Here is a 25,886-nt window from a genome sequence, read left to right as displayed (position 1 = left end):
GCTCCCGGAGGTTTCCGAATGAGACGATTGCGGGCGGCGACGGTCGCCCTCCTGATGCTTGTCACCGCGTTTCTCACCACCACCCCGGCGGCCACAGCGGCGGCCAAGGCCGTCTTCATCCCAGCGCGCTGGCAGAGCACCGGGGAGGTGCCGTGGGCCAGTGACCGTACCAAGGAGTCGGCGAACTTCATCCTGTTATGGGGTGACCGCTCGGGCACGAATCCCAAGACCGCGCCCTCCCCGTACAACTTCGACCCCGACAACATGCTCAGCCAGCTGGAGAGCCTCTACTCCTTCTACGTGAACACCATGAAGTTCACGCCGGAGACCGGGCTGCTGGCGCAGTACAAGATCATCGTCATCGTCACCAGGACCTGGTCGAACGCGCCGCTCGACGCGTGGGCGACGGGCGGCTCGACCGACGGCAAGGTCGGCGTCATCAACATCGCCCCCGCCGCCGCGCTGCCCGGCTCATGGGGGCTGGCGCACGAGCTGGGGCACGTGTTCCAGAACTACACGTTCCTCGGCAGGCCCGGCTTCGGGTTCACGGACCCGAGCGCGGGCACGTTCTGGGAGTCGAGCGCCGAGTTCATGGCCATGCAGGTGTACCCGAAGACGGCTGCGGGCGACCTGACGCGGTTCATCCGCACGGAGAACCTCGCCTACAGCAGCAGCCGGCACCACTACGGCAACTGGATGCTGCTGCAGTACATCAAGGACCGCGACGGCCTTGCCATGTTCAACCGCCTGTGGAACGAGGCCAGGAGCAACGAGCACCCGCTGGAGACCTACCGCCGGATCTCCGGCATCGACCAGGCGGAGCTCAACCGGCGACTGGGTGAGTACGCCCAGCGCAACGTGACGTGGGACTACTCCAACCGCGCCGACTTCATGCCCTTCATCAACAGCCTGTACCCCTTCGTCACGGCCTACAACGGCGTGGAGGCGCAGGCGGTCAACGCGGCGGCCGGGCACTTCCGCGTCTCCGACGCCATCGCGCCCTCCGACTACGGCTACAACAAGATCCGCCTGGTCCCGGGCAGCGACGGCGCGCTCATCCGGATGCGGTTCAGGGGTCACGTCAACTCCGCGGCCGGGTCGGGCTGGTCGTACGGGTTCGTGGCGGTGAAGAATGGCACGCCCCGCTACAGCCCCGTCTACAACTCCTCGAACGGCGAGGTGACCTTCCAGACCCAGGCGGGCGAGAAGGACGTCTACCTCGTGGTCGTCGGCGCGCCGAACGCCGTGCACAAGTACGCCTTCCTCGACGGCTACCCGAAGAACTACCGCTACCCGTACCAGTTCCGCCTGCAGGGCGCCACGCCGTGGGGCTTCGAGCCCGGTCACGTGAAACCGGCCGCGCCGGGCGGCGGCCACTGGCACTCCAACGGCGGCGGCTGGGTGGACAACCGCGCCAACGTGGCCGCCACCGCCTACGTCGGCCCCAGGGCCGCCGTTTACGGCAACAGCACGGTCAGCGGCAACGCCCGCGTCGAGGACCTGGCCTGGGTCAACAGCGGCGCGACCGTCGGCGGCAACGCCGTGGTGAAGAACAGCGCGCTGGTCCAGGGCGGCGCGAACCTCGGCGGCAGCGTGGTCATCGGCGGAGACGCCGAGCCCGCGACGGCCTGCTCCTCGGGCACGTACCTGATGTTCAACCCCGACCGCCGCTGCGACGGCGGCGGTGGCGAGGCGGACGTCAACCCGTCCCACCCGATCTTCAGCGACGCCGACCTCGCCTTCGGCGGCGGCGGCGGGAACCCGACGCCCGTCAACCTGGCGTCGAGCGCGACGCCCTCGGCCTCGTACACCTCGCCGTGGGAGAGCGTCGCGGCCGTCAACGACGGCCTCGTGCCCAGCCCGCGCTGGGGCACCTGGCCGGAGACCGGCACCCAGTGGGCCGAGCTGACCTGGTCCTCGACTCAGACGATCAAGTCGGCTGAGGTCTACTTCTTCGACGACGGCGGCGGCGTGCGCGTGCCCGCCTCGTGGAAGCTGCAGTACTGGAACGGCAGCGCGTACGCGGACGTGCCCGGGGCGAGCGCGTACGGGATCGCGGCCGGGGCGTACAACCCGGTCACGTTCACCGCCGTCAGCACCACCAGGCTCCGGGTCGTGCTGCAGAGCGGCCAGGGCTCGGTCGGCCTGCTGGAGGTCCGCGCCTTCGGCTGATGCGAACCGGGATAATCGGCGCATGGCAGACCCCGTCGAGATAGCGGATTACGACCCGGCCTGGCAGGAGGAGTTCGCCAGGATCGGGGAGGCACTGCGCCGGCGGCTCGGCGACGTGGCACCGCGGATCGATCACATCGGATCGACCGCAGTGCCCGGGCTGGCGGCCAAGCCGGTGATCGACGTCCAGGTGTCGGTGCGGTCGTTCGAGCCGCCGGAGGCGTTCAGGCCGCCGCTGGAGAGCCTCGGCCTGGTGTACCGGGCGGACAATCCCGACCTGACCAAGCGCTACTTCCGCGAGGCGCCGGGCGAGCGCCGCACGCACGTCCACGTACGCGTGCTGGGCAGCTTCTCCCAGCAGCTCTCCCTGCTCTTCCGCGACTACCTGCGCGCCCACCCCGGAACGGCGGACGAGTACGCGGCGGTCAAGCGGCGTTTCGCGGCCGAGTTCAGGCACGAGCGGCACCGATACGTCGAGGCGAAGCGGCCGTTCATCTGGGACGCGCTTCGCCACGCCGACGACTGGTCTCAGATCACCGGCTGGACGCCGGGCCCGAGCGACGCGTGATCAGGGGCTGGTCTCGGTTCGTACGTCGTCGTACTCGACCGCGTAGTCCTGATCCGATCGATCCTTCAGGGCGAACGCCGCGACCACGCTGATCAGCGCACATATCGCCATATAGACGGCTATGGCGAACGAGCTCTGATACGTCGCGTACAACCAGACCGCGATCAGCGGCGCGGGCCCGCCCGCCGTCAGCGAGGCCAGCTGGTAGCCGAGCGAGGCCCCGCTGTAGCGCAGCCGCCCCGTGAAGCTCTCGGCGATGAACGTGGCCTGCGGGCCGTACTGGATGTCATGGATGGGCGCCGCCAGCACGATGGCGAGCAGGACCAGCGACGGGACGCGGGTGTCCAGCAGCGGCCAGTAGATGAACGACCAGACCACCATGGCCGCCGCGCCGATGATGTACAGCCTCCGGCGCCCCACGATGTCCGAGACGTATCCCCAGAAGGGCACGGTGAACAGCGACACGACCCCGGCCGCGATGACGTACAGGTAGACGTCGCTCGCCTCGAACCCCAGGGTCTTGGTCGCGTACGTGAGGATGAAGACGGTGAAGATGTAGAACGGCGCCTGCTGCCCGGTCCGCAGCAGCGCGCTCAGCACGATCTCCCGCCAGTTCCTGGCGATGACCTCGCGGACGGGGACGCGCTCGACCCGGTTCTCCTGGAGGACCTTGGTGAAGACGGGCGTCTCCAGGATGCCGAGCCTGATGTAGAGGCCGACGCCCGCCATCACGATGCTGAGCAGGAACGGGATGCGCCATCCCCAGTAGGGGTCGAGCGGCTGGAACACTTCGAGGGCCAGGTAGCCGAGCACGAGCCCGACGGGCACCCCGAACTGCGGCCAGCTCCCCAGGAACCCGCGCCGCCCGCCGCGCGACTTGCCCCACTCGGTGGCCAGCAGCACGGAGCCGCCCCACTCGCCGCCGACGCTGATGCCCTGGAGCAGCCGCAGCACGGTCAGCAGGATGCCGCCCCAGATCCCGATCTGCTCGTACGTCGGCACCAGCCCGACCAGCGCGGTGGCGATGCCCATGCTCAGGAGCGTGATGATGAGGGTGGCCTTGCGGCCGATCCGATCGCCGTAGTGACCGAAGATCGCCGCCCCGATCGGGCGGGCGGCGAACCCGCCGAAGTAGGTGCCGAGAGACAGGAGCAGACCCGTGGTCGGGTCGCTCTTGGGGAAGAACAGCTCCGCGAAGATCGTGCTGGCGGCGAAGCCGTACAGGAAGAAGTCGTACCACTCGATCGAGGTCCCCACGGCGGAGGCGATCACCGCCCGGACCAGTTGCCTTCTCGTCTGCTGCTGTCCTGTCGCGTCGGGTCGCTGCTCCTCCACCATCTACCGCTCCTCGGTAGGACTTACCTTTCCCGCGACGTTACATGACACAACATTGGTGGTCACGAGGCTCTTTTGTAGAGCTTTCTGCCGGCGGTCAGAAATACCTCGGGGCCAGGTCAGTGGTGGGCCAGGTCTTCACGGTGCCGATCGCCGCGCCGAGGATGGGGTCGATCGAGTCGAAGTCGGGCGTGCCCGTCTCCTCCCTGCGGTTGAAGATGGCGCAGTAGCTGACGCCGTTCTGCACCCGCGCGAGGAAGCTGAACGTGCCGGGCATGCTGCCGGTGTGCCAGGTGTTCAGCCCTCCGGCGTTGTTGTTGCGCACGTTCCAGCCGAGGCCGTACCAGGAGCCGCCGGCGGTCACGCCGGTCTCGGGCTTGGCGAACGTCCGGGAGATCGACGTGGAGTTGAGCACGGGCCCGGCGGCGTCGAAGACGAAGCCCCACTTGACCATGTCGACGGCCGAGGCGAGCCAGCCGCCGTTGGCGTCCTGGTTGGGCATGTTGAAACCGCCGTAGGGGAACGGCACGACGGCGCCCGACTGGTCCACGACGCTCTTGTTGGTGAGCTTCGACTCGTAGGTCACCTCGGTGGAGACGGCCTCGGAGCGGAGGCTGCGGCCGAGCCGCGGCCGGGTGATCCCGGCGGGGGCCAGGAGCTTCTGCCGCACGTACGACTCGTAGCTCAGGCCGGAGACCTTCTCGATGACCCGCCCGGCCAGCATGTAGCCGTAGTTGCTGTAGACGTACTTCGTGCCCGGGTCGAAGTCGAGCTTCTTCGCGGTGACGTACTTGATGATGTCGGCGTGGTCGATCGGCAGCGGCACGTCGAGCGACGCGGAGATCGTGGGGTCGATCCACAGCGCGTCCTTCGAGACGTCCCTGTCCCAGCCGCCGAGGTGCTGGAGCAGCCGCCAGAGGGTGACGTTCGCCAGCCGGGGGTCCGCCGTGGTGGACAGCCCCAGCAGGGAGGCCACCTTCGCGCCCAGAGACACCTTGCCGTCCTGGGCCAGCCGGACGATCGCGGCCGCCGTGAGGCTCTTGCTGAGGCTCGCGATCCGGAACAGGGACGTCGGCTGCACCCGAACGATGGGGGCGCCGGGCTTGGAGTAGTACCCGTAGCCGCGCGCGAGCAGGATCTTGCCGTTCTTGGCGACCGCGAGCTGGGCGCAGGAGATGTCCCGTTCGGTGATGAACGTCGTCATCGCCTTGTCGAACCCGGCCAGCGCGCTCGGCACCACACCGGTGGTCAGCGGCGCGGCGACGCCGGCCGACGCGGGGCGGGCCCCGAGCGCGATAGCCGGTACGGCGCCCGCGCTCGCCTGGAGGAGCCGGCGGCGGCTGAGTGCGGTCACATTTCCCCCTGTGTCACAACAGCATCAATAGTGGTCTTTACTACCACAATCAGCACAAAAGGCGATCCCCTGGGGCCGGAGCGTCCACGTGCCCTGACGCCCCGACCTTGAGGCCGGGCTCAGGCGCCCTCCGCCGCGCGGAAGGTCTTGAGCGCCTCGGGGCCGAAGTAGGAGCCGTAGCTGGTGGTGGTGTTGCGCAGCGCGTGGGTGGAGATCTGGTAGCCGATACCGGTGATCTTGTTGAAGCCCTGGAACCACGGGCCGCCGCTGGAGCCCCCGCCCATGTCGCACAGGAACGCGTACTTCATGCCGTACGCCGGGTTCACCGAAGCGCCGCTGCAGTACTGCAGGGTCTTGCCACCGTTGCCGTTGCTCGGGTAGCCGAGCAGCAGGTTGGACGAGCCGACGGTGGCGGAGTTGAACCTGATGCCCTGGCCGCCCACGGTCTGCACGACGGTCTTGCCCTTCACCGGCTTGACGACCAGCATGCCGAAGTCGAGCGGCGGCTGGTGAGCGCCGTCCTTGTAGTAGCCGGACCAGATGAACATGGTCCGCGCCACGAACTTGCCGTAGGGTGCCGCGCCGTTCTTGTACGCCGGGACGAAGACCAGGTTCTTGCTCCACCGGCCCTCGCCGTCGATCAACGCGTGCCCGACGGTGACGACGACGTCCCCGTCCGCGCTGGTCACGACGTTGCCGGAGGCCACGAAGTCCCTGCCGCTGCCGCCGGTGCCGAACACCTTGCCCGCCGTCTTGGCGATGAGGCCGCCGGACTGCCACGTCTGCTGCTTGGCCGCCGAGGTGACGTACGGGCGGACCCAGCGCATCGTGTCCTTCGAGGGGGTGGGCGCGATGTCCACCTGCTCCTGCGCGGCGAACGGGGTCACGCTCTTGGTCTCGCCGCTCGCCGTGTCGGCGGGGGCGGCGAGCGGCTGGGCGGCGCGCATCCGCTCCGGGGTCCAGTAGTCGCTTCCGGCCGCGAACGTCGCCGGGACATTGTGCGCCAGCGGCCCGTCCTCCGCCGCCTTCGCCGCCGGCGGCTCGGCGACGGCGGCGTGGCTGCCCAGCCCCAGCATCAAGGTGGTCAAGCCGACGATGGACAAGGTACGCATGGGACCTCCGTGACAAGTGTGACGAAGGAGGTTTACCACACTTGTCACAAAAATGGACAATCGTCACAGACTGCCCAGGCCGCCGACAACAGCTCTCCAGTAGGTGGAGACTTCGATCAGGTTTCCGTCAGGGTCGCGGAAGTAGACCGACGCCATAGGGACTTGGGCGCCGGTCTGCGAGACCGGCTCCTCCTCAACAGGAACACCGCACGCCTCCAGGACGGGAGCCCTACCCCCGGAGCCCGATGGCGACCCCCACCCGAACCACCGGCGCCCGTCGACCCGGTCCAGCCGATCGAGCAGCATCAGACGCTCGTTGATCCCGTACGGCGTCCAGGAACGGGTCGGACGGTCACCTATCAGGCGCGACCTTCAACTGGTGCACGCGCTGCTTGGACAGGCCCATGACCCATGCCGTGTCCGGCTCCGACCAGTGGTTCGTGAGAGTCTTCGCGACCTTGACGGCCAACTCCGCAGCACGCCTGACATGAGCCTCGGCCAGTTCCTTCTCACGGTGGTATTCGGTCACCACACCGGCCAGGTCCTCGGGCAGGTCGAAGACCAACTCCACGCCAGGAGTGTTCTGGGGCCAAGCCCAGGCATGGATCTGCGCCAAATCACGCTCCATCTGCGACAAGGTACTGGCCACGCCAACGCCCTCGGTCTCTCCAGTTGGGCAACGCGACACCCAGCGCCCGTTCTCGTAGGTGATTACATAGGTGATCGTCTTGCTCATCGACTCATCCTCTAGGTGACCGCCTCCAGGCGTTTCAAGGCTTCACGAAATAGCGCTGGCGTTCCTAGTCGACTAGGAAGGATGGGCAGTAACCGAGCGATGCCAGCCGGGACGCTCTTCTCGACCAGGCGTTTTGCCTCCGGCCTGCGGTTTTCCAGCCACAGCGCTGGGATGGCGGATCGGCATCGTGACGAATGGCGCGCCCGAAAACCAGCTCGGCAAGCTTCGACGAACCGGCCTCGCCAACGTGATCGACGGTTGTGCCGTGTCCGGGGCCGAGGGGATCCGCAAGCCCGAGCTCGGTCTGTTCCAGATAGCCGCTCAGCGATGTGGGGCCGCTCTGGACGATGGCGGGTGGATGGTCGGCGACAACCTCATCGCCGATATCCAAGGAGCCCGCAGGGCGAGCCTGCGCACAATCTGGATTGACAGGGGTACATGGCCGGGCGACGAACGCCCTGCCGACTACGTAGTTACCGACGCCGTCGGAGCAATGGCCATCATCGCGCAATACTGGCGGTCTAGGCTCTTCCGGCGAGCCGACGGGTCACCCATTCAAGCTTCGGCTTGTCGTCTGCTGGTCACCTACCCCGGCCGACGGCACAGTGGTGCGCGACAGACGCTTCAGCATGGCCGGCAGGCTGACTAGGTCGTCGAGCGGCTGCCGCACGTCCACCTGGCCAAACACGCCGCTCAGCCTGCGTGCCGCCTGTTCCAGCGCGGACAGCCGAAGGCCCTTGTCCCGCTTGCCGGTGCCCATCAAGTCCTGGGCCCGCGCCACCAGTGCCACGATGTCCGCATGCCTGGTGTAGAGCTCGCCAGTGGCAGCGGCCTTAGCCAGGCGTACCAGTGCGCTGTCAACGTCGAGCGCCGTGCCCTGGTCGAACGACGCCTTCGCCTCGGTGGGAATCGCCCTCCACTCGCCCACCAGTACTCTCGTTTTCGCACGCAGAGCCTCGGCCGAAGGCATCACCCCCGCCCACAGATCCAGCATCCGCTGCAGCACCCGGATACTCTCGCGATCGTCCGGGATCGGGAGAGTGGTCTGCCAGAGCAGAGTGCGCAGCTCGCCGATATGTTCCCGATCCCGCAGGATCGAATCCAGCCCGGCGATCATACGCTCGATCGTGTCGTTGGCCGCCCTCATGGCCTCACGAAGCCGCGCCTCCTGCTCCGCTGCGGCCCGCCGAGCCTCATCCTGCCGTCGGGCCTGCTCGCGGAGCTCCTCTTCCTGCCGCTGGATCCGGCGGCCCAATTCCTCATCCCTCTGGAAGGCGCGCCGCTCGAACTCCGCCTCGCGCTCCTCCAGGCGCTTGGCGCGCAGCTCCTGCTGCTCCTTGAGATACTCCTCGACCTGGCTGAACCCCAGCAGCACAATGGGGACCGCGAACAGGAAGCTCGTGATGGCGCTCACGAGGTTCGTGGTGAACGGCTGCCGGCTCAGCCACCCGTCATTCACGTCGGAGAGGAAACCGCCTATCGCGAAAGCGGTTCCGATGAGCCAGGAGGCGGCCGCAGCCACCCACGCCCCCTTGGGGATCGTGCGGACGGCCTTCTTGAAATTCCATTTCGGCTTCCCGCCCGGCTCCGTGTCCACTCAGCCCCTCAATCTCTCGCAGACCGATCGGTTGCTCATCGGGGGTGAGCTTGTGAGAGTTACCGAGCGCATCAGCCCTGTCCACGAGGAAACATAACAAATGCCCCTCCCTGTACTACATTCACAGATCTTGAGGTGGTGGATCTCCGCTGTCGGCGGTAATGGCTGAGCCGGGCGCGGGCTTGGTGGCGGCGGAAGGCTGACCAGGCCAGGACGTGCTCGATGGCGTTGGCGACGGGGATGAACAGCCGGGCCAGGACTCGGCGGATAGCCGCCAGTGAGGGCACGGGCTCGGGAGCGCTCCTCATGGTGGTTGTGGCGGTGGCGGCGGTCTTTCCCTGGTCGGCGGGGTGTCGTTGTCGTTGCGTAAGGCCGCCCGGGTGACGGCGAGGAAGAAGGGAGCCGTGGCCGCGCGGCCGGGCCGGGCGGTCAGCCGGCTCCGCCACCCGCCACGGAGACGAAGCCGGTGCCGGCACGGTAGTGGGGTGACTGGTGGCGGAAGTAGGTGTTGTAGACCTCGCAGTAACGCCCGCCCCGGGCCAGCAGCGAAGCGTGGTCGCCCTCCTCCACGATCCGCCCGTGGTCCAGCACGATGATGCGGTCGACGTGCTCGATCGTCGAGAGCCGGTGCGCGATGACGATCGAGGTCCGCCCGGCCAGCACCAGATCGAGCCCCTCCTGGATCTGGGCCTCGGTCAGCGGGTCGACGCTGGCCGTGGCCTCGTCGAGGACCACGATCGCCGGATCCTGGATCAGCAGCCGGGCCAGCGCGACGAGCTGGCGCTGGCCCATCGACAGCGCCCGCCCGTGCTCGCCCACGTCCGTCTCCAGCCCGTGGGGCAGGGCCTCGATCCAGTCGCCGCCGCCCACCGCGGCCGCCGCCGCGCGCACCTCGTCGTCGCCCGCCTCCGGCCTCGGGTAGCGGATGTTGTCGGCGACCGTGCCGCTGAACAGGAACGGGGCCTGCGGAACGGCGCCGATCTGGCTGCGGTAGGCGCCCAGCTCAAGGGTGCGGATGTCGCGCCCGTCGATCAGCAGGCGGCCCTCCTGGAACTCGTAGAACCGGGTGATCAGCTTGCTGAGCGTCGACTTGCCGGCCCCGGTGTGGCCGACGAGCGCCACGGTCTCCCCGGCCTCGATGCGCAGGTCGAAGTCGCGCAGCACGGGGCTGGCGGCGTCGTACCCGAAGGTGACGCCCTGGAACTCGATGCGCCCGGCCAGCCTGCCGGGCGGCTCGGCGGCGCTCTGCACCACCCGCGGCGGGGCGTCGATCAGGGCGAAGACCCGCTCGGACGCCGACAGCCCCTGCTGGAACTGGGACCAGAACGCGGCGATGGACGTCAGCGGGAACCAGAACAGCGACACGCCCTGCAGGAACAGGTACCAGTCGCCCGCGGACAGCCCGCCGTCGAGCACCTGAACGCCGCCCAACTGGACCAGGCCCACCGACGCGAGCCCGGCCACCAGGAAGAGCACGGGGAAGATGGTGGAGAAGACGAACCCCTGGCGGAGCGTCACCTGGTAGCTCTGCCGGTTGATGGGCCGGAACTCGTCGTAGACCTGCTGCTCCTGGCGGAAGTTCTTCGCGACCGCGATGCCGCCCATGGTCTCCTGCAGGTTGGCGTTGACCCGGCCGAGCGAGCGCTGCGCCCGGCGCGTGCCGGCCCTGGCCAGCCGCCGGAACATCAGCGCCAGACCCACCACGATCGGCACCACCAGCAGCGTCAGCAGGGCCAGCTCGACGCTGCGCACGAACAGCAGGACCGTGACGAAGCCGACCATCAGCACCTGGCTGATCAGGTCCATCGTCAGCGTGGACACGGTGGCGAAGTCGTCGGTGTCGGACGTCACCCGGCTGACGATCTTCCCGGACGGGGTCTCGTCGTAGAAGGACAGGTCGCGTTCCAGCACCGCGTCGAACGCGTCCTCGCGCAGCCGGAGCACCACGTCGCCGGTGACCTGCGCGCTGAACTTCTGCCGGATGAAGTTGAACACCCACGAGAACACCCCGGCGACCAGGATCCCCGCCGTGAGCTGCCACCCCACCGAGCCGATGGTGCCGCCGGCGATCGCGTCGACGGCCAGGCTGCCCAGCGCGGGAACGGCCGCCTGGCTCGCGGACAGCAGCACGATCATGGTGGCGACCAGGATCATCGACCCCAGCTTGGGCCGGAAGTACGACAGGATCCGGCGCAGCAGGGCACGGTCGCCGTAGGTGCGGTCGTAGTCCTCGGCGTCGAGGCCGTCCATGATGAAGCCCATCAGCGCACCCCTCCGCGCTCCGCGGCCAGGACCGCGTCCTCGGCCGCGTCCAGCTCGACCTCGTCGTAGTGCGCGAAGATCCGGCGGTAGAGCCGGCTGCGCGCGATCAGCTCGTCGTGGGTGCCGAAGTCGACCACCTCGCCGCGCCTGAGCAGCAGCACCTTGTCCGCCCACCGGATCTGCGAGAGCCGGTGGGTGATCAGCAGCGTGGTGCGCCCGTCGAGGATGCGCCCGATCGCCTGCTGGATCCGGTCCTCGGTGGCGGAGTCGATGGCGCTGGTCGAGTCGTCGAGCACGAGGATCGCCGGATCGGTCAGCAGGGCCCGCGCGATGGCCAGCCGCTGCCGCTGCCCGCCGGAGAGCGTGACCCCGCGCTCCCCGATCACGGTCTCGTAGCCGTCGTCCAGCTCGGCGATGAACTCGGCGGCCTGGGCGTCCTCCGCCGCCCGCACCACGGCCTCGTGATCGGCCCGCTGCCCCAGGCTGAAGGCGATGTTCTCGGACACGGACCGGGAGAACAGCACGATGTCCTGCTCGATGGTGGAGATCTGGGACCGCAGCGAGTCGAGGTCCCAGTCGCGCACGTCCACGCCGTCGACGAGGATCCGCCCGGACGTGACGTCGTAGATCCGCGGCACCAGCTTGGTCAGCGTGCTCTTGCCCGACCCGGTCTCGCCGACGATCGCCACCGTCTCCCCCGGCCGCACGGTGAACGTCACCCCGCGCACCGCCGGGTCCTCGTCGTCCTCATAGCCGAACGTCACGTCCTCGAAGACGATCTCGCCGCTGATCGGCGCGGCGTGCCCGTCGGCCCGCTGCTCGATCTCGCTGTCGGAGGTGATGACGCTCAGGATCCGGCGCGAGGACACGATGCCGATCTGGATCAGCGAGAACGTGAAGATCGACATCTGCGTGGGGAACCCGAGCATGCCCATGAGCCCCATGAACGCCACCACCTCGCCGAGGGTGATCGCCCCGATGCCCTGGAGATGGAGGGCGTGCCACAGCGCCCCGGCCATGGCGAAGGAGAACAGCAGGGTGGGCAGGTAGCGGGCCTGGACCAGCCCGTTGCGGACGAAGAGGTCGCGGTAGAGCCGCGCGTCGGCGCGGAAGCGCCGCCGCTCCTGCGCCTCCTGCGCGGTCACCTTGATCACCTCGATGCCGCGCACGGCCTGGTTGAGCCCGGCGTTGAGGTCGCCGAACTGCTCACGCATGCGCGTCGCCACCGGGTTGAGCTGCCGCATGTAGTGCCAGAGCGCGAGCGCGAACACGACGGCGAACAACCCGGGCGCCAGCAGCAGCCGAGGATCGATCGCCCCGATGAAGAAGATGGGCACCAGCCCGGTGAGCCCCGAGTCCACGATCAGGTCGACCCCGGGCGTGATCATGATGGAGAGCTGCCGGATGTCGTTGGCGGCCCTGGCCATCAGATCGCCGACCCGCTGCCGGTTGTGGAAGGTCTGGCTCTTGCCGAGCAGGCTCACGTAGAGCTCGTCGCGCGCGTCCCGTTCGAGCCGCTTGGCCAGCACCTCGCTCGACAGCCTGGCCACCAGGTCGAACAGCCCCCGGGCCAGCACGATCGCCAGCAGCGCCAGCGCGATGAACCCGAGCGCGTCCAGCGGCTCGCCCCGCTGCCCCAGCACGGCGTCGAAGGCGTCGCCGGTGAACTGCGGCACCATGGCGTTGAGCACCACCATGATCAGCGACCCGCCGAGGAACCCGATCAGGTGCGCCGGATGCCGGCGAAGATGGGACCAGAGCCAGCGCACCGGGCCGCGCCGGTTGTAGCTCGGGCCGGAGACGGAGAACTCCGAGTTGCTGGTGGTCACTGGCAGGCCCTCCCCCGGGCACGAGCGCGCGAGTATCGAACCTGGTTTCTATCACCGACCACCGACAGTTTCCCATCGGTTTTCGCCGCGCCCGGTCGGCGCGCGGGCGCCCGAAATGAGAGGTCCGATATCCGCCGTCGTCCCGCCTCCCGACCAGGCCAAGATGAACGCCATGATCGAACATCCCCCTGGTCAGGCGTACGGGATCCGCGGCGGCCGGCGCAGCGGCTCGTTCGGCCATGTCGAGGAGGCGGAGACCGTGCAGTCGCTGCTGCGTGACTTCTGGCGGCAGGCATGACCTCCTTGCCGCAGACGGCGAGCCGTACGGTCCGCCGCGACTTCGGGCTGCTGTGGGCCGGGCAGTCGTTGTCGCTGTTCGGGGACCAGTTCATGACGCTGGCGCTGCCGCTGCTCGCGGTGACGGTGCTGGGCGCGACTCCGGCCCAGGCCGCGCTGCTGCCGTTCGCGCTGTTCCTGCCGTTCCTGCCGCTCGGCCTGCCGGCCGGTGCCATCGTGGACCGGCTGCCTCGCCGCGTCGTCATGCTCGTCTGTGACGGCGTGCAGGTGATCGCTTTCGGGGCGATCTGGGTCTCGGCGGCCACCGGCGTGCTCAGCTTCCCCCTGCTGTTCGCGCTGGTGCTGGTGAGCGGTTGCGCGGTGGTGTTCTTCCAGGTCGCCTACACCTCGTACCTGCCCGGCCTCTTCCGGGACCCGGGCGAACTGCACACCGGCAACACCCGCCTGGCGCTGTCGGAGTCGACCGCCAAGGCGGTCGGGCCGATGGCCGCGGGGCCGGTCATCGGGCTGGTCGGCGTGGCCGGCGCGATCCTCGCCAACACCCTCAGCTTCGCCGCCTCGCTCGTGACGCTGATCGCGATCCGGCACCGCGAGCCGCCGCCCGCCGTCACCGCGCGGGAGCGGGGCTGGATGCGGCGGGACGTCGCGGCCGGGCTCAGGTTCGTGCTCCGGCATCCGGTCCTGGAGCCGGTCTTCTCCTGCGGCACCCTTTACGTCCTGTTCCTCTCCATGGTCGAGACCAGCCTGGTCCTGTACTGCCGCAACGTCCTGGGGCTGTCGCCGCAGTGGATCGGGGTCGTGGTGGGCGCCGCCGCGGCCGGCTATCCGATCGGCAACCTCGCCTCGGCCTTCCTCATCAGGCGTCTGGGCAGTTCGCGGGCGCTCATGCTCGCCGCCACCGTGTCGGTGCTGGGGATCGTGGCCATGCCCGTACTGGGGGCGCACGGGAGCCTCGGAGCCGCCGGCCTGGTCATCGGCAGCATCGTGCACTGCGCGGGCGAGGGCGCGTTCAACCCCACCTCGGTGACCCTCCGCCAGACCCAGACCCCGCCCGAACTCCTCGGCCGCGTGGCCTCCGTGCAGCGCTTCCTGTTGTGGGGCGCGGTGGCGATCGGCTCCCTGCTCGCCTCCGCCGCCACCGCGCTCGGCGGGCTGGAGTCGGCGGTGTGGATCGGCGCGCTCGGCACGGTCCTGTGCCTGCCCGCCCTGTTCCGCCGCGGTATCCGCACGCCCAGCGCCGCGTTCCAGGCCGGATGACGGCGCCTACGGCCGCTCCGGCACCGCCCAAGGCGGCCCGCAACGGGGCCGCGGGCGGGCTGCCCGCGGCCCCGTTTCATGGGAGCGGTCAGCAGCCGCCCCGGTTGTACGCCCTGAACACGTTGCTCCACCTGCCGACGTACCTCGACACTCCCGCCGGCACGCAGAAATAGGTGTTTCCGCCCAGCAGGTAGGTCACGAAGATGTTCTCGCCGGCACCGGTGCAGTTCTTGTACATGGCCGCGTCGCCGTCCCGGTGGAGGCCGCACTCGGACGCCAGACGGCCGCGCTCGCCGACGGCGGCGCTCGCCGGGGCCGCGGTGAGCAGGGTGGCGCTGACGGCCGCGAGGGTGGTCAGCAGGGTGAGGGGCTTCCTGATGTTGACTGACATGGTTCGGACTCCTGTTCTGGCTCGTCCCCCGTGGGTGAGGACCGTCAGGTCCTCGGGGGTGAGGCTCAGCGAAGCCGCCGTCGCCAGGTGTCCAACAGAGGCCCGGACGCACCCGTCCAGACCGGTCCACGCACTGGCCATCCCCGGACAGCAGACGCTCGAATATCCGCCGTCGCAGGGCCCAGCGGCCGAGTGATCCAGATATCGCTAGTATGTGCATCCAAGTTATGGATCACGTACTTGGAGTAGTTTTGAGCCAAGGCGAGGCAGCACGTGTCCACCGGCAATCGGCGATCAGAGCGCTGGGCGACGCTCTCGTCGACGACGTCACAGGCACCTCCCCCGTGTCGCACCTGGACCAGGCCGGCGACTTCCCCTCGAACATGCGCCTGGGGCCGTGGGCCATGGGCGTGCTCGGATGGCCCCTGACCAACGAGCACGACAAGATCGTCGGCTACGCGGAGAACACGGTCAACAACACGATCGAAGCCCTGCACGGCCATCGGGACCAACTGCACACGGTCGCCGACAACATCCAGACCGCCGAGAACTGGAGCGAGGCCAATGTCCGGCTTTAAGATCCCCGTCCCCGGCGGCACCCCGGACCCGTTCCAGCCGGGTGACGAGGGCGGCGACCTCAAGAAAATCCAGTACTCCACGCTCGGCATGTACGCGTTCGCCTCCCTGATCTTTCCCGCGTTCGAGCGCGTGGTGGTCTCGTACGGGCTGTCGGTGCCGGCCGACCCGCAGGTGCTGCACAGAGCCGCGGACGGCTGGAGCGCCTTCGGGAACGGCGTCTACGCCGCGGGCGCGACGGCGCAGGAGCAGCACGACAGCGTGTCCACGGCCAGCTGGCAGGCAGCGGAGCGGGAGCTCTACGGGCAGAAGATGACCGGCTACGCCATGGAGTCCGACACCGCGGCCGACTCGGCCCACAGCCTCTCGTGGCTGCTCAGAGTGCTGGCCAACCTCTGGACGCTGTACATCTACCTCCACCTGGGCCTCGCGAGCCTGGCGATGGTCACCCTGGCCAGGGCCGCACTGGTCGGACCCGGACGGTTGTTCCTCAAGTGGGAGGCGCTGTCGCACGCGATGACCGCCGAGCGGCGGGTCATCGAGCTGCGGAACTTCACGATCAAGACCGTCCTCGGCCTGGCCCTGAAGTACGGGGCCGCCTGGATGACCGAACGCAGCCTCACGGACGGCCTCAAGCCGCAGTACGCGGCGGGCCGCCCCCAGGACGCTCAGTAACCGAGCTTCCTGCGCATGCGGTCCAGCTCGCCCATCGCATCGCCCATCATCCGGTCGAAGGCCTGCTGCGCCTCGGCCATCTTCGCCCGGGCGGTGTCCGGATCGCCCATGGCGGGGTCCAGCCCGCCGCCGAACGTGCCCGTCATGATCTCCGACAGCCGGCGCTGAAGATCGGCGTCGGCGTCATGGATGGCCGCGAGGATCGCCGCGGACATCTCCTGCACGCTCATCCGCTTCGCCCTCGGATCGATGTCCAGCCGGCTCACACCGCCCTGCGCGGTGCACTCGACCGCGATGAGACCGTCGGCGGCCGTCGCCCGCCCGACCGCCGCCGCGACCTCCTTCTGCGCCGCCTCGAAATCGGCCACCCGCCTCCCGGAATCCCGCAGGAACGCCTCGACGTCGATGTTCGCGAAGTTTCCGAGCGGGTCGTCCACGTGCGTTCTCCGTCCATGTACGTTCTTCCGGACGGTCATAGCACAAGTCCGTTTCGCAGCGGTTTCCCAGCGATCATCCCCCGACCCCCGGGCGGGGCGATCCGGGTCTTCCTCCGCTCCCTCGCGGTGGCGGGCAACGGTCCAGACAGCGTCTTGATCCTGAGATCAGCGCCTGCGCTTCTTGCCGTGACCGGAACGGCGGCCGCGCGCCCCCGGCCGAGGTCCCTCCACAAACCGAAGCGTGTGGGAACGGGCACGCAACGGCTCGGCCACGAGCCTGCGTAGCTCGTCCATGCCGACCGTGGCGGGATGACCGGATTGCGTCACCGCCTCGATGATCTGTGGCGCCTCCCTGCCCGCCATCTGGCCGAGCTGCGTCACGACCTCCTCCGGACCGGCCAGCTCCAGCAGGTTGAGCAGGCCTTCGGTCATGAGCAGGAGCTGCTCGGAGGAGGACAGATCATCGGGTCCCACGGCTCCGGCATCGTGCAGCAGGGTGATGGCGATGGGCCCGAGCACGCGGTCCCCGCGCAGGCGCGCGAGGAGCGACCGGCCGTCGGGATGGGCTTCCACCAGGGTGGCGAGCATGGCGGACGCGCGGGTGCGGAACGGGCAGGCCCGCATGGCGTCCAGCAACGGCTCGACGTCCCCGCCGTGTGCGGCGAGCCAGCCCGCCAGCTCCGTCGCGGCCTCCTCCGGCGGGTAGTGCTCCGCGAGCACGCCGAGCAGCCCGCCCGGCGCGGCCTCCACGAGCTCTCCCACCAGCGGTGCGTCCCGGCCCTCGGCGAGCATCCGCTCGCGCACACCCCGCATGCCGAGCGGTGTCAGGCTCACGAGCAGACCCGGCTCGGAGAGGACGGCACGCAACCGGGTCCGCGCTTCGGGCGGCAAGGGCTGTTCTTCGTCGTCATCGCCCAGGTCACTGAGGTAGAGGGCCTCGGCGACGCCGTGGCTCAGCTCCACCGCGCCGAGCTCGGCCAGGGCCTCCAGCGCCGCGACCAGGTCGTCGTCGACCTTCCTCCGCCGCAGGTCGTGCGTCCCGTCGCCCAGCATCAGGTATTCGCGGCAGGCCAGCCAGACCGTCTCCTGGAGGCGGGCCACGGGGACCTGGCCGGTGAGGCCGTACACGCTGTTCAGCACGTCCGCCATCACCTCGTCGAAGACCTCCACCAGCGGCGACTCGATGTCCCACCCCGAGGCGGAGGCGCCGATCACCGGGCCGAGGTCGAAGAAGACCTCAAAGGCCCGCGACCACAACCGTTCCGGATCACGCAGCAGAGGCGCGGCCTTGGCCACCCGCAGGAGGCGGCCTTTGCTCACGCGGACCAGGCGGGCGGCCTTCGCCCATTCGACGAGGAGGTGCAGCTTGGGCATGTGCGTGGCGCTGCGAACCTTGAGGTCCTGCTCGCCGGTGCCGAGAAGCTCGGCCAGCTCGCGGGCGTCGGCCACGCGGAGGTTTCCGGCGCCGGTCAGCGGCCTGCCCTCCGCTCCGGCCCAGTCGGCCAGTGCCGCCAGCCTCCGTACGATCTCGCTTCGCGCCGCGGCGGCGGCGATCTCCGGCGCGGACGGCAGGACGATGGGCGGCTGCGGGAACGCCCGTTCCTCGTCGGGCCCGAGTCCGAGAAAACGGGCCTCCGCCACCTTGTCGAGCACGTCCGCGTCGTACGCCACCCGCCCGGCGTCGACATCGCGCTGAAACTTCGTCAGGGCCTTGTGGTCGCCCGGGTCGACACCGTTGTCGATGGCCACCTGCGCCCAGAACCTCGCCAGCCCTTGGCGGTACGGGTCCGCCAAGGCCGCCGGATATTCCTTCACGGCCTCGGCCACGGCCTCCTCCAACTCGGCCGTCGTGGCGCCGCGCGGGTCGCGGATGCCGGTCGCATCGAGGTAACGCAGCAGCGTGATCAGGCTTTGCGGGGCGGCATCGAGGTCCTCCCGAGGCGCGGCGACGTACCGGGGGATCCACTCCAGCAGGAACCGCCGCACCTGTGCGGCATCCCAGAAGCCCAGCCGTCCGTCTCTGCTGCGATGGCGGGAGTCCAAGGCCGCAGTCAGCACCAGGCCGTCGGCAGCCAGGCCGCGGCCGTCGGCCCAGTCCAGGCAGCGGCGGATCAGCAGATCCTTGGCCGCCTCGAACTCCTCTTCCTGGTCCGGCTCGAAAAAGGTCCTCATGATTCCCCACCGTGGTTCCGGCTGCCCTCGGGGCGCGAAGCCGCGTGGGCCGATGACTCTCCATGATGGACCATCGACCCGCTGTGCGCGCCCTGCCAGGAGAATGATCATCTGCGCCGGCAGTCACGCACGTAGTCGAACGCGACCTGCACCAGCGGCTGTGCGCGAGGTGATCGGCGAGGAGCGGATCGGCGACGCTGTGGAACGCCGGTATCGCGAACACGTCGCGGAAACCCCGGCGCACGCTCTCCCATGCGTCTGCCATCAAACGCTGATGTCCCCGGAGCAGCATCGCCCGCCGCCGCCATAGCGGCGTCATAGTCCAGAACGGCGCGCGAGGTTGGGCAATGGGGCGGGCAGCGTGAGACCTGGCTCTGTGAGCCAACCCGATCGAATCTGTCACCGCTTGATGCCACACTGTGACGGTGACCAGGCCCAGGTACTTCAACACCACCGGACCGTGCGACCCACGACTCCACTATGTGTTGCCGTCGCAGCCCCGGTTGCCGGAGGCGCGCGAGTTGATCGACCTGGATCGCTACTTCGTGATCCATGCTCCGCGTCAGTCGGGTAAGACGACCATGCTGCATTCCCTGCAGCGTGAGCTCACCGAAGAAGGCGCTGCCGTGGCGGTGACGATCTCCTGCGAGGCGGCCTCCACTCCGGGCGACGACTACGAGGCCGCGGAGCTGATCCTGCTGGACGAGTTCCGGTCAAAGACCGACGCAGCGCCTGACCCCTGGCCCGAGGCAGCCCCGGGTGCACGGCTGGCCGCCGCCCTCCGGGCGTGGGCAGCCCAGTGCAAGGTCCCGCTCGTGTTGCTCATCGACGAGATCGACGCGCTGAGCGGGAGGACCCTGATGTCAGTCCTTCGACAACTACGCAGCGGCCACAACAGTCGCCCGGAAGGCGTTCCGTTCCCCAACTCCGTGGTGCTGTGCGGGCTGCGGGACGTGCGGGACTACAAGATCGCCTCAGGTGGCGACCCCTCCCGGCTCGGCGCGGTCAGCCCCTTCAACATCGCGGTCGAGTCGTTTCGCCTGGGTGACTTCACTCCTGAGGACGTCAGGGAGCTGTATGGCCAGCACACCGCGGAGACCGGGCAGGAGTTCACCAAGGAAGCCCTCACCGCGGCCTTCGAATTCACCCGCGGACAACCTTGGCTGATCAACGCGCTGGCTTACCAGGTCACCCGTAAAATGCGGGTTCCTCCAGAGGAGCCGATCACTGCCGGGCACATGGAGCAGGCCAAAGAGCGACTCATCCGCGCCCGCGCCACCCACCTGGATTCTCTCGTCGCCAAGCTGCACGAACCCCGGGTCAAGCGAGTGCTCGAACCGGCGCTCGCAGGCACGCTGGTCCACGTCGACGAAACCTTCGAGGACGACTTCTCCTACGTGCGTGACCTCGGCTTGGTAGCCCAAGGGCCCTCGCTCAACATTGCCAACCCCATCTACCGCGAGGTCATCCTGCGTGTGCTGGGTCGCGCTGTGGAAGCCGTCATCCAGGCCGATTCGCGGTCTTTCGTCCTCCCCGACGGCCGCCTGGACCTGCTCAAGCTGTTGCGTGAGTTCACCGCCTTCTGGAAGCAGCACGGCGAGATCCTGGTCCGTGGCGCCGCCTACCACGAGGCCGCATGCCAGATCATCCTCATGGCCTACCTGCACCGGATCGTCAACGGCGGCGGCTTCCTCGACAGGGAGTACGCGGCAGGCACCGGCCGCCTGGACGTCTACCTGCGCTGGCCGTACGGCGAGCAGCAGGTGCAGCGGGAGGCCATGGAGCTCAAAGTGTGGCGGCCCGATCAGCGGGATCCGCTGGCCGAGGGGCTCGCGCAACTCGACCGCTATCTGGACCGGCTTGATCTCGACACCGGCTACCTGGTGATCTTCGATCGCCGTCCCGAGGTGTCACCGATGGACGAACGCGTCCAGTTCGACCAAGACCGCACCCCGGCGGGACGGCAGGTCACCGTTCTGCGGGCGTGAAGGTGTCAGTCCTCGGCCAAGGGGTGTTTGTCGACCAAAGCGAACCATCCCACGAGAGAACTCCATCCTGTTTTCGCAGGCGGAACGGACGAGAAACAGGGAGCGCGATCAGGAACACGGTTTCCAGGTAGGTCAGATACGTGCGTACGGTCGCGACGTCGAGCCCGAGACCATCGGCGACATGGGCGACGACCAGCTGAGGGAACGAGTCGATCCGGATAGTACGGCCTGGCCTGGAGACCAGTCCTCGTCGACCACCTGCTTGGTGGCCAGATCGGGGGATCGTCGTCCCGCTGGACCTCGTCGATGATCACTGGTCGTGGCCGGATGCGCACGAAGGTGCGTGCGGTCATCCTTCGCGATGACGAGCCGACCCAGAGGCCCGGTTTTCCCTTTTCGCAGAGCCCATTTTCCTGTTTCGCGGGCGGCTCGTACGCAGGATCGCCGAGCTGTGCGCAAGGTGATCGGCGAGGAGCGGATCGGCGGCGCTGTGGAACGCCAGTATCGCGAAGCGCTGTCCAACAAGCGGATCAGCCTCCACGGCGATCCTTGCGAGGCGTCCGGACTGCCTGGAGATCAGCATCTGCTCCCCGGGCTTGCGCTGCAGTTGCCCTTCCGCTGCCATCGCCCCAGTGTTGCCGGCCAGCCTCATGGGAGTGTCCTAAAACGCTGGGCTCAGCATGAGCCGCCGCGCGCATACTGGCGGCTTCGGCTGAGCCCTTCGTCGTCCAGCGATCGCTCGGCTCGGGCTAGAGAGAGCCGGGCTGGTGCAGGATCTCGGGTCGGGCGGTGCTGAGGTGCTCGTTCAGGTGCCGCCGAAGCCCTGCCACCTCGTCACCGAGAGCTGCGAGATCTTGTCTGAGCTCGGCCCGGAACTCGGTGATGTCGGCCTTCACCTGTTGGGCGATGCCGGCCATCGTGGTCTTGATGGCGTCACTGATGGGCGCGCCCGCTTCGAGTGCCCGCACCCGCGACATCAGGTCGAGAAGGCATGCTTCCACGTCCATGTGTTCCTACCTTTACGGCAGAGGGAGAATCCCCGGACTTCACTTCGCCCATGGTCCCACTGCGTGAGTGCTCAGTGACGGACAGTTGGCCAATGTGCCGATGGGTGCTCGTGGGCAGGCAGTGGTTCTTTCATACCGGTGCCTAGATTCCTTCTCCCCGGGAGGAGAATCGAACTCCTGGGGCGCAGACCACCGAACAGCCCCGGCCAGCGAAAACGTGGTCAAAGCGACGGATCTGAAAAGGCCGCGCGCCACGTCGACGATCGGCACAAGGTCTCCGGTAGATAAGACAACGACCAAGAAGACCATCAAACGCGGAGACCTCGCCCGCGCCTTCTCGATGGCGGGGGCGGGCGGATCTGACGGATGCGCAATGGGCGGGCGGTACTGGAGCCGTTGCTGCGCCCGTCGGGCGTAAGCCGGATTCGGCAAGCTGATCGGCTATCGGAGCGCGGCGCTGTCATCTTCGGTCTGCACGGCTGGTGATGCAGGTGCTTCGGCGATCCTGACGGCACGTCGCTGGAGCGCCAATGCCCAGATTGTGGACAGAAGCGCGAATGCGCCGAGGGTGGCGAAGCCGACCCCCACGCTGGTGTGATCGGTGACGGTGGCCACGAGCAGCATGACGGTGATGGTCGCGGCGAGCCCGCCGCCGTTGGCAAGACCAAAGACCCGGCCGATATCCGCGCGACCAGCATGGGCCATCAGCAAATTCCGTGACGAGATCCTCGCCTGGCCGAAGACGAACGCACCGATGGGGACCAGCACGGCCAGTCCGGTGATGCCCAGTTGTCCCTGAGCGACGATGAGCAGGCTGCACGCGAGGAAGCCCACCACGGCGATGCGCAGATCAGAGTACCGCTGGGCGAACAGCCGATACCCGGCAGCGGCGGCCAGGAAGCCGAGGCTGCCCAGGGCGTCGATGGCCCCGAAGGTGCCCGCCCCGCGATTGAGCTCGACCAAGACGTACATGGGCAGGAGGGCGTTGAAAACGGTGACCACGACACTGCCCTGCGCGTACAGAAGGATCAGGCTGCCCATCGGAAGCGGGAGATGCTCCGGGCCTGCGACCTCCACCGGCTCGGAGGCGCGGCCGACGACAACTCCGGCACCGCCGATGGCGGTCACGCACAGGGCCGAAACGGCGAAGGTGCCCGCGTTGAAGACGAGCAAGGGGACGGCGCCGAAGATCTGGACGGCGAGCCCGCCGACAGTGGCGGACAGCAGCATGCCGGCCTGGGTGGCCATCTCATAGCGGCCGTTGAACCGGCGCAGGACATCACCGCCGGGAACTCGTTCCTTGATCAGAGCCGCACTCGCCGGCACAAAAATCGCGCTGACCAGGGCGAGCGCAAAGTTCGCGGCATAGATGCCGACTTCGGCGGCACCGCCCGCAGCCAGCCACAGCGGCAGGCCGAGGGCGACGACGGCGCTCACCGTGTCGCAGGCGACCCACAGGACACGACGGTCCAGGCGGTCCGCGAGCCGCCCCAGGTACGGGGACAGGACGGCCTGCGGCAGCGCGACGGCGATGAACAACCAGCCCACGGCCATCATAGTCTGCTGTTCCCTGGCCAGCAGCAGCGCCCCGGTGATGAGCTGAATATTGTTGCCGAGCGCGGTGGTGAAGGCCGCAGCGATGAGCAGGCGCATGGTCGTGCGATGGTGGATCTGAACGGGCATGCGCACAGTCTCCACGTCTTCACTGACATCAAATGTCAGTGAAGACGTGGGCAATGGGGCGGGCAGCGTGAGACCTGGCTCTGTGAGCCAACCCGATCGAATCTGTCACCGCTTGATGCCACACTGTGACGGTGACCAGGCCCAGGTACTTCAACACCACCGGACCGTGCGACCCCCGGCTCCACTACGTGCTGCCATCGCAGCCCCGGCTGCCGCAGGCGCGCGAGTTGATCGACCTGGATCGCTTCTTCGTGATCCACGCTCCGCGCCAGTCGGGCAAGACGACCCTGCTGCATTCCCTGGAGCATGAGCTCACCAAGGAACGTGCCGCCGTGGCGGTGATGATGTCCTGCGAGACGGCCTCCGTGGCGGGCGACGACTACGAGGCCGCGGAGCTGATCCTGCTGGACCAGCTCCGATGGAGCAACAACTCGGCGCCCACCCCCTGGCCTGAGGCCGCTCCGGGTGGACGGCTGGGCGCCGCTCTCCAGGCGTGGGCAGCCCAGTGCGAGCTCCCGCTCGTGTTGCTCATCGACGAGATCGACGCGCTGTACGGGGAGAGCCTGATCGCGGTCCTGCGGCAACTGCGCATCGGCCACAACGATCGTCCCAGAGGCGTTCCGTTCCCCAATTCCGTGGTGTTGTGCGGGCTGAGGGACGTGCGGGACTACAAGATCGCCTCAGGCGGCGACCCCTCCCGGCTCGGCGCGATCAGCCCCTTCAACATCGCGGTCAGGTCGCTTCGCCTGGGTGACTTCACTCCTGAGGACGTCAGGGAGCTGTACGGCCAGCACACCGCGGAGACCGGGCAGGAGTTCACCAAGGAAGCCCTCACCGCGGCCTTCGAATTCACCCGCGGACAACCTTGGCTGATCAACGCGCTGGCTTACCAGGTCACCCGTAAAATGCGGGTTCCTCCAGAGGAGCCGATCACTGCCGGGCACATCGAGCAGGCCAAAGAGCGACTCATCCGCGCCCGCGCCACCCACCTGGATTCTCTCGTCGCCAAGCTGCACGAACCCCGGGTCAAGCGAGTGCTCGAACCGGCGCTCGCAGGCACGCTGGTCCACGTCGACGAAACCTTCGAGGACGACTTCTCCTACGTGCGTGATCTCGGCCTGGCAGCCCGAGGACGCGTGCTCGAAATCGCCAACCCCATCTACCGCGAGGTCATCCTGCGCGTGATGGGTAGCCGTGCGGAAGCCATCATCCGGGATGATTCGCGGTCTTTCGTCCTCCCCGACGGCCGCCTGGACCTGCTCAAACTGTTGCGTGAGTTCACCGCCTTCTGGAAGCAGCACGGCGAGACGCTGGTCCGTGGTACCGCCTACCACGAGGCCGCATGCCAGATCATCCTCATGGCCTACCTGCACCGGATCGTCAACGGCGGCGGCTTCCTCGACAGGGAGTACGCGGCAGGCACCGGCCGCCTGGACGTCTACCTGCGCTGGCCGTACGGCGAGCAGCAGGTGCAGCGGGAGGCCATGGAGCTCAAAGTGTGGCGACCCGGTCAGCGGGATCCACTGGCCGAGGGGCTCACGCAACTCGACCGCTATCTGGACCGGCTTGATCTCGACACCGGCTACCTGGTGATCTTCGATCGCCGTCCCGAGGCGTCGCCGATGGACGAACGCGTCCAGTTCGACCAAGACCACACCCCGGCGGGGCGACAGGTCACCGTTCTGCGGGCGTGAAGGGCAACCCCGTCCCGAGCCCCCACGCAGAAACGATTTCTGCGATGTTGATAAGCCCCGGGTCCGCCTTCGTCGCACCCGCGCACGCCAGCGCGACGGCCCTTGCGCTGGCGTCGAGCCGTTCGAGCTCCATCTGCAGCTTCCTGTTCTGCCTGAACCGGGCAGGCACAGGCCCCTCCCCTGCCAGCCGCCGTAGATGGTCCCACTCGTACTTGGTCACCAGCCCGCTCAACGCCACCTGCAGCGCCCGCAGCCGGGACATCCAGGATGATCGCCGCGGTCCTGACTCCAGAACGGCCACGCCGCAGCCCATACGCTCTCGCCCTTGGTAGGAGCGCCAGCAGGATCCGCAGGGCCAGAGGCACACGGCCGCAGATCCTCACCTGGGGCGGGGAAGGGCCCGAACCTGATGTACTGCGAGTTCGGACCCTTCGCCGTGCCATCGACTACGCGCGTCGGCTGAGCCAACCGAGCAACCCCCAGAGGGTTACACCACCGGAGGTAAGCCCGCCGAGGAGGGCGGCCGGCCACGTGGCGCCGTCCGCGAGGAGGAGAGCGGTTGCGATGCTGATCGCGGCCACAACAGCCAGAGCGATCAGGACGGCGCGTTCTGGAGACATATGGGCTCTCTCGATAGAAGGGGATGGATGGTGGTGACCTGTTTTGTTGGCGCTGTTTTGGCGTGTTCGAAGTGACCGCGTCACCGTCACGCGATGATGAAGGGTCTCGACGCGCTGGGGTTGG

Annotated in this window: 23 protein-coding genes; 9 read left to right on the top strand and 14 right to left on the bottom strand. The window is 68.3% G+C overall.

The genetic code is table 11. The features are described from left to right. The first annotated feature begins 18 nt into the window (after nucleotides 1-18). The gene (locus ACIBQ1_RS08650) at nucleotides 19-2,172 is read left to right on the top strand and encodes a DUF6055 domain-containing protein (RefSeq protein ID WP_397275688.1); all 2,154 of its coding nucleotides are present in this window, start codon (nucleotides 19-21) and stop codon (nucleotides 2,170-2,172) included. A 22-nt stretch (nucleotides 2,173-2,194) separates the two neighbouring features. Then, nucleotides 2,195-2,740, top strand: a complete 546-nt coding sequence (locus ACIBQ1_RS08645; RefSeq protein WP_397275687.1) for a GrpB family protein — start codon at nucleotides 2,195-2,197, stop codon at nucleotides 2,738-2,740. On the opposite strand, the gene ACIBQ1_RS08640 is transcribed toward ACIBQ1_RS08645, so the two are convergent. From ACIBQ1_RS08640 to ACIBQ1_RS08625, 4 genes are all read right to left on the bottom strand, one after another. Continuing rightward, complete coding sequence (locus tag ACIBQ1_RS08640; protein WP_397275685.1) at nucleotides 2,741-4,078, bottom strand: MFS transporter; 1,338 nt, start codon at nucleotides 4,076-4,078, stop codon at nucleotides 2,741-2,743. Between the two features lie 94 nt (nucleotides 4,079-4,172). After that, nucleotides 4,173-5,429 (bottom strand): serine hydrolase domain-containing protein, encoded by a 1,257-nt coding sequence (locus ACIBQ1_RS08635; RefSeq protein WP_397275684.1) that lies wholly within the window; start codon nucleotides 5,427-5,429, stop codon nucleotides 4,173-4,175. 119 nt (nucleotides 5,430-5,548) lie between these two features. Further along, entirely contained in the window at nucleotides 5,549-6,541 is a 993-nt protein-coding gene (locus ACIBQ1_RS08630; protein ID WP_397275682.1) for a trypsin-like serine peptidase, read from the bottom strand. A 352-nt stretch (nucleotides 6,542-6,893) separates the two neighbouring features. Next, a complete protein-coding gene (locus tag ACIBQ1_RS08625) occupies nucleotides 6,894-7,277 on the bottom strand; it encodes a hypothetical protein (RefSeq protein WP_397275680.1) in 384 nt (127 codons plus the stop codon). A 187-nt stretch (nucleotides 7,278-7,464) separates the two neighbouring features. Between ACIBQ1_RS08625 and ACIBQ1_RS08620 the strand changes: the two genes are divergently transcribed. Next, nucleotides 7,465-7,926, top strand: coding sequence for an HAD family hydrolase (locus tag ACIBQ1_RS08620; protein WP_397275678.1), 462 nt, complete (start codon nucleotides 7,465-7,467; stop codon nucleotides 7,924-7,926). On the opposite strand, the gene ACIBQ1_RS08615 is transcribed toward ACIBQ1_RS08620, so the two are convergent. The 3 genes from ACIBQ1_RS08615 to ACIBQ1_RS08605 form a co-directional block, all read right to left on the bottom strand. After that, complete coding sequence (locus ACIBQ1_RS08615; RefSeq protein WP_397275677.1) at nucleotides 7,825-8,874, bottom strand: hypothetical protein; 1,050 nt, start codon at nucleotides 8,872-8,874, stop codon at nucleotides 7,825-7,827. The genes ACIBQ1_RS08620 and ACIBQ1_RS08615 overlap by 102 nt on opposite strands. Before the next feature lie 429 nt (nucleotides 8,875-9,303). Next, entirely contained in the window at nucleotides 9,304-11,136 is a 1,833-nt protein-coding gene (locus ACIBQ1_RS08610; RefSeq protein ID WP_397275673.1) for an ABC transporter ATP-binding protein, read from the bottom strand. Beyond that, nucleotides 11,136-12,965, bottom strand: a complete 1,830-nt coding sequence (locus ACIBQ1_RS08605; protein ID WP_397275671.1) for an ABC transporter ATP-binding protein — start codon at nucleotides 12,963-12,965, stop codon at nucleotides 11,136-11,138. Before ACIBQ1_RS08605 ends, ACIBQ1_RS08610 begins: the two co-directional genes overlap by 1 nt. A 172-nt stretch (nucleotides 12,966-13,137) precedes the next feature. Here ACIBQ1_RS08605 and ACIBQ1_RS08600 point away from each other — a divergent pair, with 172 nt between their 5' ends. Beyond that, nucleotides 13,138-13,263, top strand: coding sequence for a hypothetical protein (locus tag ACIBQ1_RS08600; RefSeq protein ID WP_397275669.1), 126 nt, complete (start codon nucleotides 13,138-13,140; stop codon nucleotides 13,261-13,263). Continuing rightward, the gene (locus ACIBQ1_RS08595) at nucleotides 13,260-14,519 is read left to right on the top strand and encodes an MFS transporter (protein ID WP_397275667.1); all 1,260 of its coding nucleotides are present in this window, start codon (nucleotides 13,260-13,262) and stop codon (nucleotides 14,517-14,519) included. Before ACIBQ1_RS08600 ends, ACIBQ1_RS08595 begins: the two co-directional genes overlap by 4 nt. An 88-nt stretch (nucleotides 14,520-14,607) precedes the next feature. On the opposite strand, the gene ACIBQ1_RS08590 is transcribed toward ACIBQ1_RS08595, so the two are convergent. After that, nucleotides 14,608-14,910, bottom strand: coding sequence for a hypothetical protein (locus ACIBQ1_RS08590; protein ID WP_397275666.1), 303 nt, complete (start codon nucleotides 14,908-14,910; stop codon nucleotides 14,608-14,610). A gap of 251 nt (nucleotides 14,911-15,161) precedes the next feature. On the opposite strand from ACIBQ1_RS08590, the gene ACIBQ1_RS08585 reads away from it, so the two are divergent. After that, nucleotides 15,162-15,488, top strand: a complete 327-nt coding sequence (locus tag ACIBQ1_RS08585) for a hypothetical protein (protein WP_397275665.1) — start codon at nucleotides 15,162-15,164, stop codon at nucleotides 15,486-15,488. Continuing rightward, nucleotides 15,475-16,161 (top strand): hypothetical protein, encoded by a 687-nt coding sequence (locus ACIBQ1_RS08580; RefSeq protein WP_397275663.1) that lies wholly within the window; start codon nucleotides 15,475-15,477, stop codon nucleotides 16,159-16,161. Before ACIBQ1_RS08585 ends, ACIBQ1_RS08580 begins: the two co-directional genes overlap by 14 nt. On the opposite strand, the gene ACIBQ1_RS08575 is transcribed toward ACIBQ1_RS08580, so the two are convergent. Together ACIBQ1_RS08575 and ACIBQ1_RS08570 are read right to left on the bottom strand one after the other, a co-directional pair. Continuing rightward, the gene (locus ACIBQ1_RS08575) at nucleotides 16,155-16,598 is read right to left on the bottom strand and encodes a YbaB/EbfC family nucleoid-associated protein (RefSeq protein WP_397275661.1); all 444 of its coding nucleotides are present in this window, start codon (nucleotides 16,596-16,598) and stop codon (nucleotides 16,155-16,157) included. The two genes, ACIBQ1_RS08580 and ACIBQ1_RS08575, sit on opposite strands and share 7 nt — an antisense overlap. A 165-nt stretch (nucleotides 16,599-16,763) precedes the next feature. Next, nucleotides 16,764-18,770: a hypothetical protein gene (locus ACIBQ1_RS08570; protein WP_397275659.1), complete on the bottom strand. Its 2,007-nt coding sequence runs from the start codon at nucleotides 18,768-18,770 to the stop codon at nucleotides 16,764-16,766. 425 nt (nucleotides 18,771-19,195) lie between these two features. On the opposite strand from ACIBQ1_RS08570, the gene ACIBQ1_RS08565 reads away from it, so the two are divergent. Further along, entirely contained in the window at nucleotides 19,196-20,758 is a 1,563-nt protein-coding gene (locus tag ACIBQ1_RS08565) for an ATP-binding protein (protein ID WP_397275657.1), read from the top strand. 349 nt (nucleotides 20,759-21,107) lie between these two features. Here ACIBQ1_RS08565 and ACIBQ1_RS08560 read toward each other — a convergent pair whose 3' ends face one another. From ACIBQ1_RS08560 to ACIBQ1_RS08550, 3 genes are all read right to left on the bottom strand, one after another. Then, a complete protein-coding gene (locus ACIBQ1_RS08560) occupies nucleotides 21,108-21,410 on the bottom strand; it encodes a hypothetical protein (RefSeq protein ID WP_397275656.1) in 303 nt (100 codons plus the stop codon). Nucleotides 21,411-21,507: 97 nt separating this feature from the next. Further along, nucleotides 21,508-21,765 carry a hypothetical protein gene (locus ACIBQ1_RS08555; RefSeq protein WP_397275654.1) on the bottom strand — a complete coding sequence of 86 codons (258 nt, stop codon included), beginning with the start codon at nucleotides 21,763-21,765 and terminating at the stop codon, nucleotides 21,508-21,510. 441 nt (nucleotides 21,766-22,206) lie between these two features. Further along, nucleotides 22,207-23,448: an MFS transporter gene (locus tag ACIBQ1_RS08550; RefSeq protein WP_397275653.1), complete on the bottom strand. Its 1,242-nt coding sequence runs from the start codon at nucleotides 23,446-23,448 to the stop codon at nucleotides 22,207-22,209. A 131-nt stretch (nucleotides 23,449-23,579) separates the two neighbouring features. On the opposite strand from ACIBQ1_RS08550, the gene ACIBQ1_RS08545 reads away from it, so the two are divergent. Further along, nucleotides 23,580-25,142 carry an ATP-binding protein gene (locus ACIBQ1_RS08545; protein WP_397275652.1) on the top strand — a complete coding sequence of 521 codons (1,563 nt, stop codon included), beginning with the start codon at nucleotides 23,580-23,582 and terminating at the stop codon, nucleotides 25,140-25,142. On the opposite strand, the gene ACIBQ1_RS08540 is transcribed toward ACIBQ1_RS08545, so the two are convergent. Continuing rightward, a complete protein-coding gene (locus tag ACIBQ1_RS08540; RefSeq protein ID WP_397275651.1) occupies nucleotides 25,123-25,404 on the bottom strand; it encodes a hypothetical protein in 282 nt (93 codons plus the stop codon). The two genes, ACIBQ1_RS08545 and ACIBQ1_RS08540, sit on opposite strands and share 20 nt — an antisense overlap. Nucleotides 25,405-25,886 lie beyond the last annotated feature (482 nt).

This window comes from Nonomuraea sp. NPDC050153 (assembly GCF_044460125.1).
Lineage (GTDB): Bacteria > Actinomycetota > Actinomycetes > Streptosporangiales > Streptosporangiaceae > Nonomuraea.
This window is presented reverse-complemented; position numbering and strand designations above follow the sequence as displayed.

What these genes read in the sequence shown, in the direction of transcription:
- ACIBQ1_RS08580 (WP_397275663.1), top strand. Translation starts at nt 15,475, where the DNA reads ATGTCCGGCTTTAAGATCCCCGTCCCCGGCGGCACCCCGGACCCGTTC.
- ACIBQ1_RS08645 (WP_397275687.1), top strand. Translation starts at nt 2,195, where the DNA reads ATGGCAGACCCCGTCGAGATAGCGGATTACGACCCGGCCTGGCAGGAG.
- ACIBQ1_RS08625 (WP_397275680.1), bottom strand. Translation starts at nt 7,277, where the DNA reads ATGAGCAAGACGATCACCTATGTAATCACCTACGAGAACGGGCGCTGG.
- ACIBQ1_RS08630 (WP_397275682.1), bottom strand. Translation starts at nt 6,541, where the DNA reads ATGCGTACCTTGTCCATCGTCGGCTTGACCACCTTGATGCTGGGGCTG.
- ACIBQ1_RS08570 (WP_397275659.1), bottom strand. Translation starts at nt 18,770, where the DNA reads ATGAGGACCTTTTTCGAGCCGGACCAGGAAGAGGAGTTCGAGGCGGCC.
- ACIBQ1_RS08600 (WP_397275669.1), top strand. Translation starts at nt 13,138, where the DNA reads ATGATCGAACATCCCCCTGGTCAGGCGTACGGGATCCGCGGCGGCCGG.
- ACIBQ1_RS08560 (WP_397275656.1), bottom strand. Translation starts at nt 21,410, where the DNA reads ATGAGGCTGGCCGGCAACACTGGGGCGATGGCAGCGGAAGGGCAACTG.
- ACIBQ1_RS08550 (WP_397275653.1), bottom strand. Translation starts at nt 23,448, where the DNA reads ATGCCCGTTCAGATCCACCATCGCACGACCATGCGCCTGCTCATCGCT.
- ACIBQ1_RS08590 (WP_397275666.1), bottom strand. Translation starts at nt 14,910, where the DNA reads ATGTCAGTCAACATCAGGAAGCCCCTCACCCTGCTGACCACCCTCGCG.
- ACIBQ1_RS08540 (WP_397275651.1), bottom strand. Translation starts at nt 25,404, where the DNA reads ATGTCCCGGCTGCGGGCGCTGCAGGTGGCGTTGAGCGGGCTGGTGACC.
- ACIBQ1_RS08640 (WP_397275685.1), bottom strand. Translation starts at nt 4,078, where the DNA reads ATGGTGGAGGAGCAGCGACCCGACGCGACAGGACAGCAGCAGACGAGA.
- ACIBQ1_RS08650 (WP_397275688.1), top strand. Translation starts at nt 19, where the DNA reads ATGAGACGATTGCGGGCGGCGACGGTCGCCCTCCTGATGCTTGTCACC.
- ACIBQ1_RS08610 (WP_397275673.1), bottom strand. Translation starts at nt 11,136, where the DNA reads ATGGGCTTCATCATGGACGGCCTCGACGCCGAGGACTACGACCGCACC.
- ACIBQ1_RS08595 (WP_397275667.1), top strand. Translation starts at nt 13,260, where the DNA reads ATGACCTCCTTGCCGCAGACGGCGAGCCGTACGGTCCGCCGCGACTTC.
- ACIBQ1_RS08555 (WP_397275654.1), bottom strand. Translation starts at nt 21,765, where the DNA reads ATGGACGTGGAAGCATGCCTTCTCGACCTGATGTCGCGGGTGCGGGCA.